This window comes from Allobosea sp. P4_C6, from assembly GCF_056402015.1.
The window spans coordinates 1-11,116 of sequence record NZ_JBFUIF010000074.1 but is presented as its reverse complement, the minus strand read 5'-3'; the positions used below and the strand labels follow the sequence as shown (position 1 = coordinate 11,116).

Here is an 11,116-nt window from a genome sequence, read left to right as displayed (position 1 = left end):
GTCGTGACCAGCCCGAGCGCCCTCAACGTCTTGGTCACCTCCCGGATCACCGTTCGGCTGACGGAGAAGGTCTTCGCCAGCTCATCCTCCCGAGGCAGGGCGCCCAAACTTCCGAATGTGCCGGTGACGACCATCCGACCGATGCGGTCGACAAGGACATCGTGGAGGCTGCAGGGGCGGCTCATACAAATATCGTATCATCGTATAATTGAGGCGGTCAATCCACGTGAGCGCCAAGACTTGGCGCGCGCGCCGGCCGTGCGGCAATGTACGGGTCAAGAGCGAGTTAGCCCCACAACATCGCGCGTTCGACTTGATGCGCGGGGTGGGGCTAACCTAATTTCCGGAAGGCTAAGTCCTTCTCGTCGGCGGTGGCGAATTACTTAGAGCCAAAGTGCGAGTTGGGACGCCAGCCGACAACGGCGGTGCGCGCCTGTGAATGTCTGGTTCGCGGCGACGAGCCAGTGTTCGATTGCGGCGAGGCGAGCGCTAGCAGGATCCCAGGAGATGGAGGTTATCAGCTGCGGTCAAGATGCCGAAAACACTCCGTCGGACGTGAGATCAGCTTCATCACGAGTTGTCCCGCATCGGGCGCGTTCGGCTCGCATCTCAGAGTATTTTCGCCGCGATAGTTTGATCCAACGCAACGAACGCGGCGCCGCAGAGCGCAGGATGCTGGGAGGTTTTTGGGAGGCGATCATGATCTGACCTGAGACCCTGATCCTCCTCCAGATTTGAGTGGAGTCCGTCACTCAAGGAGACGGACGATGCGCCCCTCACGATTTACGGAAGAGCAGATCAYCGGGATGCTAAAGGAGCAGGAGGCCGGAGCGGCGACGGCKGAYGTCTGCCGCAAGCACGGCATCTCCTCGGCGACCTTCTACAAGTTCAAGGCGAAGTATGGCGGGATGGACGTGTCGGATGCGCGCCGGCTGAAGACCCTCGATGATGAGAACGCCCGCCTCAAGAAGYTGCTGGCCGAACAGATGCTCGACAACGCGATCCTGAAGGATGTCGCCGCAAAAAAATGGTGACGCCCGATGCGAAGCGGAAGGCGGTGGCTCATGCCTGCACGGTGCATGCGGTGAGCCAGCGTCGGGCGYGCCTGGCCTTGACGATCGACCGCTCGACGGTRCGCTCACGAGCACCCGGCCGGACGATGCCCTGCTGCGCGAGGCGATGAAGGGCGTGGCGGCGGAGCGCCGGCGGTTCGGCTACCGCAGGATCCACATCATGCTGGACCGCCAGGGCATCGTGATGAACCAGAAGAAGCTGCGACGGCTCTATAGCGAGGAGAAGTTGCAGGTCCGCCGGCGTGGCGGCCGCAAACGGGATTGGGCACTGCGCAGGCCCATGCTCGTGCCTGATCGGGCCAATGTGCGCTGGAGCCTCGACTTTCTCTCCGACACGATCTCGGACGGTCGCCGCTTCAGGGTGCTCGCCATCGTCGAYGACTATACGCGCGAGTGCCTGGCGCTCGTCGCCGACACCTCGCTCTCGGGTCTGCGCGTGACCCGCGAACTGGATGGCGTCATTCGCCTGCGCGGCCGGCCGGGGACGATCGTGTCCGACAACGGCACCGAGTTCACCTCGATGGCGATCCTGCGCTGGTGCCAGGAGACCGGCGTCGAGTGGCACTACATCGCCCCCGGCAAGCCGACGCAGAATGCCTTCGTCGAGAGCTTCAACGGACGCTTCCGGGATGAGTGCCTCAACGACACGCTGTTCTCGACGCTCACTGAAGCCCGCAACGCTATCAGCGCATGGAAGGAGGACTACAACCGACACCGACCCCATTCGGCCCTCGGCAACATCACGCCCGCCGAGTTCGCCCTCAAATCCACGCTGGAAAAACAGGCCGCTTAAGGCCAGAAATCAAACTCAGGACTCTCCCTCAGGTCGGAGGAGAAATAGGCCTCAGGTCACAGCGAGAGTTTTGGGCATTATGATCTCCTGTTTGAAAGTGTAAGAGCCACAGCTATTGAGCGAAAATGGCAAGCCGATCATATTGGAGACCCAGTTTCGGGTCGCGATGGCGATAATTCCGATTGAATATTATGCCAAATCTGCAGACGGCACGGACGATGACCGCATTATCGCAATGAACTTGCGACTAAGGGGCGCGCAAATCCTTTCGTCTACTATCAGACCCGCTTCAGGCCCGGTGGCTGCCATGTTCCTGCGCCCGCCGGCAGGATCGAAGGCTGTGTTGGCTTCGGCCAATAGAGGCGCATCACGAGATAGATCTTGTCATCCGGCGCCGGAAGCCAGTTTGCTTCCTTGTCCGCACCGGGGCTGTCCTTTTGGATGTACAGAGTCAGCGAGCCATCCGCGTCCTTTTTCATGCCCGACAACATAGGAGAGTTGATGAGGTAGCGATTGATCGGGTTCTTCACCAGGAACTGGCTCTTGCCGTCGTACATCGTAACCGACCAGAACGCATTCACTGGCGGCAACTGGCCGGGTGCGAAGGTGATGGTGTATTTGTACTTGCTGCCGTCGAGCGCCTCACCGGTCGCGTCGGTGCGGGTATAGGGATACATGGCTTCTACAGCGTCATTGCCGAGGAGACCGCCCTTTGCAGACCCGGCCCGCATCACCCAATCGCTGTTATAGAAGGCCTCGTCGCCGAAGAACGAGCCAATGTTCCAGCCGTTGATGTTCTTGTTTCCACCGGCCAGCCATTTGTCGACCTTGCCGTTGCCTTGCTTCATGGCCACCAGGATTTCGGCCTTGTACTCGAACGACAGATCCTTGAACGCAAAGGTCTTGGYGGGGCCGATGCCTATCTTCGCAAGCTTCGCGCGAACCGCCTTGTCCCTTGCCGTCTCGGGGACAAATTGCAGGGCCGCGTCGAGATACTCGAAGAAGTTATGCCTGATCCCGGCCGTGCTGGCGGGAACGAAATCAATCTTCGGCGCGGCGGGCGGGGCGGGCTGCTTGAGGAAAGCGGAAAGCGGCTGCCCCTTGTAGCCGGCCTGGATCTTCTCGACATTCGGCATGTCGCCGGGATTGAACAGTTGAGTGCGGAAAATCGCGAGCGGGAACGGCGTTGTCGATGAGAAGACCCGCTTGATCCCAGCGGGCGTTCCACCTTTCCAGTCCGGCCCGACGACCAGATAGTCGCCCGGCTCGGTCCCCGTGGCGCGCGTGCCGATATAGCCAAAATTGTAAGTGTTGCCGTCGATGAGCTGGACCGAATAATAGCGGTCCTTTTCGATCGCGGGCACCGAGATGACCATGGGTTCAGCACGCAAATCCAGCCAGATAAACGAGTAAGGCGTATCGCTATTGGGCGTGATGATTGCCGTGTCCGCCGGGGTGGCGACATGGTTCAGGTTTTTGATTTCGTTGAATGGGGCCTTGAACTGTCCCGAGTTCCTATCGACGGCGAACTCCTGCATCACCGCATAATACATCACCAGCGGCAGGCCGTAGATGAAGCCTTCCTCGGCGATGTCCTTGGCCTCGAACAGGCTGGGCCATTCGACACTGTTCTGCTCAATGACCGGGGGGGAGACGATGTCGGCCTTTGCCATCGTGGCGGTGAGCGCCGCCAGCGCAGCAGAGCCAAGCAGATCGCGTTTCGTGATCATTTGAACACTTCCTTCGGGTTCACAACTCGTGGCTGAGCGCGCGTAGGTAGCAAGATGAAGTTACGCGACGTCTGCGATTATTGACAATGCAGGAACGGCCTATTCACAGCCGCTTGTATGTMGGCGTTTGGCGCGGCCACGCCCCCCGGGAGGCACCCATGAGCGGCTCGTTCGCCCATCATTTCGGGAACAGGAACTGGAGCTGGGCCCTCAGCTGCCAATCGGCGGCGCCGCTGGGCTTTGCGACATTATAGTAGGCTGCCAGCTGCGCATTGACGGGCTGATGGCCGATCTTGAACACGCGCCCAAAACCGCCTCCGATCGGCACCGTCCAGCGGTCGCCCTGGCCGGCTTCCCAGTTGGCGGTGATGACGGGGGAGGATGTCAGGTACCAGCCGCCGTGGAAATTGTAGTTYACAAACGGCTGCAGCGTCATTGCGTTGACCGTGCTGCGGGTACTCTTGCCCGCGAAGGACCAGACGTTGTTGACGAGGACGCCGACGACCCAGGGCCCTTCGATTGCCAGGGCTACGAAGGCCGGCCCCGTCGAGTACTTGCCGGACGTGAGGCTCTTGTCGGTGCCGGTGGGGAGTACGACGGTCGGCCCGATGCCCCAGATGATGCCGTGAGTTGGCTGCTTCGGCGAGAAGAAGAAGCTGGGGTTGATGTCGCCCAGGCCGAACTCGCGGTCGCCATTCACCGTCAGGGCCGGTTGCGAGATCACAGGCGTGATCCAGCGCGTGATCAGGTTCCAATCCTTGTTTAGCGTGATCGGAATCACCGGCTGGATGTTGAGGACATTCTGCAGCTGTTTGTGCGGACCGACATTGAAGTTGAAGTTGTTCTGGAACGGCACGCTGATCATGTCGGCAACGGGGTTCTGCGCCGCCTTGGCCAGATCGCCGGGGCTGCCCGTTGAATCTTCCGCCAGCACCACTCCCGAACATGACAAGGTTGCGGAGAATGCCAGTTTAGCTAGCCTGATCAATTTCCTCCCGCTCACGGACGCAGGCTCCTTCAGCCATACCAAAGCTAAATGCCAACGGCGAAAAATGGGGTTTTCCGTTTGCCGGGAGCACTTATACTGTGTGACAAAGCACCAATCAGATCTTGAGACCACTCATTTTGCGCCAACCTTGCAAGCATTCCGGAGCGTCCAGCGCGTGGCTGAGATCCCAGTCATCTCGAGCCACATCCTGCACGGCCTGCCGGCATTCCTGCGTCATGCAATCGGGGAAAGCGCGCTCCTACGGGCAAACCGCGCAGCAGGCTTCGATCTGGAGCTGACCGAAGGCCGCAATTGTTTCATCCCGCATGCCGCAGTCCTCGGCTTCGTGAATGCTGCGGCAAGGGCGGCCGGCGAGCCCAATCTCGGGCTTCTGATCGCGCCGATGATGAGCGCAGGCAATTACGGCAGCTTCGGGCGCTACGTTCTGGGGGGCGATACCCTCGGCCAATCCATCCAGCGGGCCATTGTGGCGCTGCCTTATCACAGCACCCATGACAGGATGTCCGTCGCCATCGTCGGCGACGAGGCACGCTATAGCTACGTCTTTGCCTTGGCTGGCCACGCGGGCTACGACATGATCGCCGGAGCGGCTGCCGGCGTTCTGCTCAGCGTCCTCAGGGCTTATTTGCCTTTTGACTGGCGGCCACTGCGCGTCGAGCTCAATATCAGCAGGCCGCGCCAGATCGGGCTGTTCGAAGATCTCTTCCAGTGCCCCGTCCTGTTCAACGCGCCCGCCGTGACGATCGTCATGGAACGCCACCTCTTGTCGGCTGCTCCTAACCGTGGGGCATGGCCGATCGTCACCATCGAGGACGTGGCCCGAGATCGGCCTGGCGGCGCTCCACGCGATCTGCTCGACGTCGTCATGGAGCAGGTCCGGGCTCAGGTTCTCACCGGCAGCGTGTCCATCGATCGCGTCGCGCGACCGATGGCTACCAGCGTCCGAACGCTGCAACGTGAGCTAAGTCAGGCTGGCACTGATTTTCGCAGCCTGGCGAATGCGGCACGGTTGCAGCGGGCCACCGAGTTGCTCAGGCACACGAATGGCTCGATCACCCGTGTTGCGGCAGAGATGGGATATTCCTCGCCAGCCAATTTCGCGCGTGCCTTCCGAAAGGTGACGGGCAGCGGACCACGGGAGTTTCGTGCCAACATCCACCATGAGGGCGCGCCAGACGGTGCCGGTTCCCGCTAAAATGGGCGCGGCCGGGGAAGAGGTCAAATCCGGCCCTGATGCGGCAGCGCAACTGACGTCTGCTTTTGGCCGGAGAACCAAGTTCCGCTTATGGCGCATCCCGCCCGGACAGCGTCCGGCGCTTTTGGCCCCTAGCTGACCTTTGGAAGGTCCGCTTTCCGGAACTCAATTTGGCGAACGGCTGCCCCCCTAGCGGCCGCTGGCAAAGGCAGCTTGCGTGTAGTGTGGCAACAGCTGCCTCGGCCAAACCATCCACCTTTTTAACTGCACGATTTAGGTGGTTCTTGGCGAGGGCTTACGCTTCCAGTGCTGAATTACCACTCACACCGGACCTCTCGGTGGGGGCGGATCGACGATGTACTCCTTACCTGCCAGAGACTGCCGCCTCGCAAACCGCAGGATCACGCCTAGCGACGCAGCGAGAGGTATCGCCAACAACACGCCCACGAAGCCGAACAGCCATCCAAAGGCGAACAGCGCGAACATCATCCAGACCGGGTGGAGGTTGACGCGGCGACCGATGAGGCGCGGCGAGAGAACATAATCGGAAAGCATTTCTCCGACGATGAAGATGCCCCCTACAACGGCGACTGGCCCCCAATTCGGCCAGAATTGGACCAATGCAACGCAGGCCGCGACGAGAAACCCGGTTGCGGCTCCAAAATAGGGAACAAAACTGATCAGGGCTGCGGTGATTCCGATCAAGACTGCATGGTTCAGCCCTGTCGCCTTCAGGGCTGTCGCATAAAGCACGGCGAGAACGAGGCAGATGACGATCTGCCCGCGCACGAAGCCAGCGACTGTCTCGTGGATTTCGCGCCCAAGCGCTCGCATGTCGTCGCGGCAGGACGGTGGAAACCAGCCATCGACGGTCGCTATCATTCGGTGCCAGTCAATGGCGACATAGATGGCGATGACCGGCGTGATGATCAGCAGCGAAAGAAGGGAAACCAAGGCCTCTCCACTCGACCATAGCGAGCGAAGGAACTCGTCAACCCAGTTAGTGCTCATCGTCTTCGCGATGTCGCGGGTCGATTGCTCGATATGGAGTTCGTCGCCCATGATACGGTGCAGCCACGGTCGGCTTGCATCGCCCATCTGCGACTGAAGGCGGGTGACGTAGGCGGGAAACTCTTCAACAAAAAACCTGAACTCGCCGACGATGGCCGGGAGCATAACCAGGAAGAAGCCGATTAGAACCGCGACGATCGGCACGAAGACGCCCAGAGTTGCAAGGGAACGGCTAATCCCGAGCCGCTCCAGCTTGTCGACCGCCGGAATGAGAAGATAGGCGAGCAACGTGCCGGCCACGAATGGCAGCAGTATTTGGCGCACCAGCATCAGCGTAACGAGCGCGATCGCAGAGACCGCGATCCAGAAGGTCGCCGGTCGCGCGATTCTCATCGACATTCGTCACTCATGCGTTTCGATCTCGACTGCCAGATTCTAGCTGCGATACCAACGCGCGGATTCTCGGATCCCAGCGCGAAAAACGGTCGTAGAAATCCTTGTTCAATTCTCCATCAGACTGGCGAAGGCGATCTCGCCGTCGGTAACGTAGTGGTTCACCTTTCCGGCTTGCAAACGTGAACCGGACTGATGCAATGCGACATCCCCGATCACCCGCTTTGCCGTCAGCTGAGCGAGGATGTAGCTGCGTTCTGCATTCGTGTCTGAATCGGTCGCATGGGTTACTTGGAGCGTTAGTCGAGCCAGCGACAAACCCGTGTCTCTGGTGCCCGCGCCCACCCATAATACAGGCTGATCGGTCGACGGTTTATCCGTATTCATCCAAAAGCTCGCTGCAGCCATATCCTCCTCCGAGCGAGCGAGGCTCAGGGCCCAGAAACGGATATGATGGCGCTTTCGCGGGCTGTTATTGATGGGCTCCTGGAAACCTATGTCCTGCCTTCGTCCAAAGAGATAGAGGGTGCTGAAAGGGGCGTTGGGATACGGGGAGTTGAGCAGAAACGCTCGTATCATTCGCCACGAGCTTGCGGCCCCCAAGCGATCGGCCGTCGTCCAGCCTGCCGTTGCAAACGCATCGCGCAATTGTTGCAAGGTGCCGATGAGGACGAGGTTTACGGGATCGCCGGGCAGACCATCGCCGGTGATCGTGTAGCGGGGGATAAGCGACCGATGAAGGACCTTCAGACCCATTCGGACTACATTGGGCAGAATGACATAGGCGGCCAACCCGTAAGTGAGGCTTACCGCCACGACCCATGGAAGCCTGTGATCCGCCGTATCAAAGATTACAAACACAATCAGCCAAACGCTGACGACGCCAAGACAAAAAATAAGAAACCTCTGAAAAAAGCGCGCGAGCAATCTCAAAATTCTTGTCCTATCTTGCTCCGGTCGGTCGCGGCCGCCTCGCTATTCGTAGTCGGTTTCCGACAGGCGAGTATACCAGTGGGCAGTTGCGTCGCGTCCACATGTCGGACCTAAGTTATTCCACGCCTTACACCTCGGCAGCGCCAGTACCCAAAGTCTCCGAACAGCAGTCCGACCTTAATCATGAAACGGGAAGATCTTCTTCCAGTCTCGCTTCATATCGACAACGGTCCACTGATTAGCGGCTGCGGCGTCGAGCGCCTTGTCGAGCTTGCCGAAATGGGCCTGACGGTCATAGGCGAACTCGCGTTCGGCATCTGTATGGTGAAGGATTAGGCCGAAGCGTGGGCCGCCTGACATCGTCGTCCATTGCAGCATTTCGAGATCGCCATCCGAATTCCCGAAAGCAGCGATCGGCCGTCGGCCGATCTGTTGGTTGATGCCGACAGGCTTGCCGGCCTTGTCGTCGATGAAGTTGATCTGYGGCAGACGGAATATGGTCGGCCTGCCGTCACGCATCTCGAATTTCGTCTTGATCGAGGAGCCGAGAACCTGCTCGGGAGGGATGCCGTACACTCTCTCAGTCCATGGCCGCATGAACTCGACGCCGCCACCGGAGGCGATGTAGGTCTTGAACCCATTCGCGCGCAGGTAGGTAAGCAGCTCCAGCATGGGCTGGTAGACCAATTCGGTATAGGGACGCTTGAAGCGCGGGTGGCGCGCGGTGGCAAGCCATTCCGAGGCGATTTTCGCGAACTCGTCCGAGGTCATGCCGGCATGTGTCACCGCGATCAGTTGCATCAGGCCCTGCTCGCCCGAAGCCGCCAGCGCCCTCATGTCGCCATTCAGGACCGCCTTGAAAGGCTGCTTGGTCTTCCATCCGGGGTTTTGCGCAGCGAGTGCCCTGACCCGATCGAGGACAAACGCGAGCTGGACGTACATCGGCTGCTCTGCCCACAACGTGCCGTCGTTGTCGAACACCGCGATGCGCTCAGCCGGCGCCACAAAGTCGGCGCCACCTTGCGTAGTCACGCGCGCGACGAAGTTGGTGATCGACGCCTTGACCGGGCCATCATTCCAGGACGACAGCGGGTCGGACTGCGCCAGCACTATTGACGGGCGAAGTGGTCCGATCAGAACAGGCACCCCGGTCAATACTGAGATCAACACGCGACGATTTAGACCGGCGCTGTAAGGCAAAACGGATTTCATTTCGGTCTCCATCAAATGGAATCTCACTGACGGTGGGCGCCGGCGCTTGTTGCCGTTCCTAAGGCTGTTGCGTTGACGGCGGCCTCCAGACGCAGCGGAAGCCGAGATGGCTGGTCGAGGTGTCGACCGGTTCCGCATGGCGCGCAGCCGGGCGATAGCGGCGGCAATAGTTGGGTGCGCAAAGATGCGAGCCGCCCTTGATGACCTTACGGGGGATTCTAATCTCCGGCAGATCGGGGTCGTAGCTGTCGTCTTCGCGGCCGCCTCGCGGGTTCTGTGGAATGCAGCAGGTCTTCGCGGCCTCAGCCTGATGCTTGGGCGCGTACCAATCTGTGGTCCACTCCCAGACATTGCCGATCATGTCCTGCAGGCCGTAGCCGTTTGGTGGAAACGCCGTGACCGGCGAAGTGCGTTCGAAGCCATCCTCGGCCAGGTTCTGATGCGGAAACTCGCCTTGCCAGGTATTCGCCATGTGGCGCCCGCCGGGAGAGAGGCTGCCACCCCAGGCGTATTCAGCACCGGCGAGACCGCCCCGTGCGGCAAACTCCCATTCGGCCTCGGTCGGCAGGTCCTTGCCGGCCCAGCGGGCATAGGCGAGCGCGTCTGCAAAGCTGACATGAACAACAGGATGATTGTCCAGCGCGTTAATATTGCTTCCGGGGCCATAGGGGCGGCGCCAGTTGGCTCCCATCCTCAGGCTCCACCAGTGACGGAAATCGCGTCGGTCGACCCGGCCCGCTGGCTGGGAGAACACCAAAGAGCCCGCGTAGAGCATGTGAGAGGGCGTTCCGGGATAATCCTTTGGGTCGGGCGCGACCTCCGCAAAGGTGACGTGTCCGGTTGCCTTGACGAACTCCTTGAACTGCCGGTTCGTTACCGGCGTTCGATCCATCCAGAAGCTGTCGACGGCCGCGCGATGGACCGGGGCCTCCTCGGGATAATGGCGATCGGATCCCATCAGGAATATCCCGCCAGGTACCGCGATCATGTCGGCCGGCTCAGGGCTGGCTCGCGAGACATCGTCACGTTCGCGAAGCGCAGCGGCCATTCGGTCTGCGATGTCCAAGTCGGTCATGACATCCCCGTGGGAAGGCTGACGGATCAGAAGTGATAAGCGATGCTCGAAAAGACGCCGTGCTGGGTCGTACGATAGGTAAAGCCGTTGTTGCGGTTGTCGGTGTAGATGGGCCGGTCCAAGGGCCGTGGAGATGAAGTCCGTCCGGCGGCCTGCGCCAATCGGGATAGGCTTATGATCACATGAATGGAGCATCCCAGGGCCCGAAGTCGAAAGCATCCTGGTTCATCGCCGCCGTCATTTGCCGCTCGTCGGCGAGCCGCTTCTGAAAGACCATCTGGCGATACTGGGCGTAAGCTGCTTGGTTTCCGAAGTAGACACACTGGCAAACAATCGGATCAGCATACACGTAGGCGACCTGCGAGTTCTTGGTCTGCTGCACGAATTTGTTCGGCGGCAGCTTTTTCATGGCCGCAAGCCGCTGTGGCGTATTTGCAGGTTGTGGAATGAAGCCCGCCGCAGAGAGGAGGTCCTCCTTCTGCTGTACCGCCTGTTGRGTTGACTGGCAGCCTGCGAGGCCGATACTCAACGTAACAGCCAGACCGGCGGCGAGACGACTTCTCATGTTTGGCTCCTGAATGTGATGTTCAGCGCTGTTGCCCAATGAGTCGGGTCAACATTTGTGCGCGTCAGTTTCCTGTCGGCGCTCCGAGGCGATAATTCCTCCGAAGCTGTGCACTGGAGGATGGAGC

General features: G+C 60.2%; 9 protein-coding genes and 1 pseudogene. 2 read left to right on the top strand and 8 right to left on the bottom strand.

Annotated elements, in window-relative coordinates; genetic code table 11:
- Window positions 1-185, bottom strand: a 185-nt coding sequence (locus AC1DVA_RS24980; protein ID WP_476807658.1) for a FadR/GntR family transcriptional regulator, incomplete at its 3' end; no start/stop codon positions are given.
- A gap of 582 nt (window positions 186-767) precedes the next feature.
- Between AC1DVA_RS24980 and AC1DVA_RS24975 the strand changes: the two are divergent.
- Window positions 768-1,866: pseudogene (locus AC1DVA_RS24975) on the top strand (IS3 family transposase).
- A 278-nt stretch (window positions 1,867-2,144) separates the two neighbouring features.
- On the opposite strand, the gene AC1DVA_RS24970 reads toward AC1DVA_RS24975, so the two are convergent.
- Together AC1DVA_RS24970 and AC1DVA_RS24965 are read right to left on the bottom strand one after the other, a co-directional pair.
- Window positions 2,145-3,596 carry a DUF1254 domain-containing protein gene (locus tag AC1DVA_RS24970; RefSeq protein WP_476807657.1) on the bottom strand — a complete coding sequence of 484 codons (1,452 nt, stop codon included), beginning with the start codon at window positions 3,594-3,596 and terminating at the stop codon, window positions 2,145-2,147.
- A gap of 178 nt (window positions 3,597-3,774) precedes the next feature.
- A complete protein-coding gene (locus AC1DVA_RS24965; RefSeq protein WP_476807656.1) occupies window positions 3,775-4,530 on the bottom strand; it encodes a hypothetical protein in 756 nt (251 codons plus the stop codon).
- Window positions 4,531-4,759: 229 nt separating this feature from the next.
- On the opposite strand from AC1DVA_RS24965, the gene AC1DVA_RS24960 reads away from it, so the two are divergent.
- Window positions 4,760-5,800, top strand: coding sequence for a helix-turn-helix transcriptional regulator (locus AC1DVA_RS24960; protein ID WP_265052937.1), 1,041 nt, complete (start codon window positions 4,760-4,762; stop codon window positions 5,798-5,800).
- Window positions 5,801-6,121: 321 nt separating this feature from the next.
- Here AC1DVA_RS24960 and AC1DVA_RS24955 read toward each other — a convergent pair whose 3' ends face one another.
- The 5 genes from AC1DVA_RS24955 to AC1DVA_RS24935 form a co-directional block, all read right to left on the bottom strand.
- Window positions 6,122-7,210 (bottom strand): AI-2E family transporter, encoded by a 1,089-nt coding sequence (locus AC1DVA_RS24955; protein ID WP_476807655.1) that lies wholly within the window; start codon window positions 7,208-7,210, stop codon window positions 6,122-6,124.
- Window positions 7,211-7,312: 102 nt separating this feature from the next.
- Entirely contained in the window at window positions 7,313-8,137 is an 825-nt protein-coding gene (locus AC1DVA_RS24950; RefSeq protein ID WP_476807654.1) for an LssY C-terminal domain-containing protein, read from the bottom strand.
- Window positions 8,138-8,314: 177 nt separating this feature from the next.
- On the bottom strand, window positions 8,315-9,349 hold the full coding sequence (locus AC1DVA_RS24945; RefSeq protein ID WP_476807653.1) for an HAD family hydrolase: 1,035 nt from the start codon (window positions 9,347-9,349) through the stop codon (window positions 8,315-8,317).
- A gap of 58 nt (window positions 9,350-9,407) precedes the next feature.
- The gene (locus AC1DVA_RS24940) at window positions 9,408-10,397 is read right to left on the bottom strand and encodes a formylglycine-generating enzyme family protein (RefSeq protein ID WP_476807659.1); all 990 of its coding nucleotides are present in this window, start codon (window positions 10,395-10,397) and stop codon (window positions 9,408-9,410) included.
- Window positions 10,398-10,602: 205 nt separating this feature from the next.
- Window positions 10,603-10,989 (bottom strand): hypothetical protein, encoded by a 387-nt coding sequence (locus tag AC1DVA_RS24935; protein ID WP_476807652.1) that lies wholly within the window; start codon window positions 10,987-10,989, stop codon window positions 10,603-10,605.
- Between the last annotated feature and the right edge of the window lie 127 nt (window positions 10,990-11,116).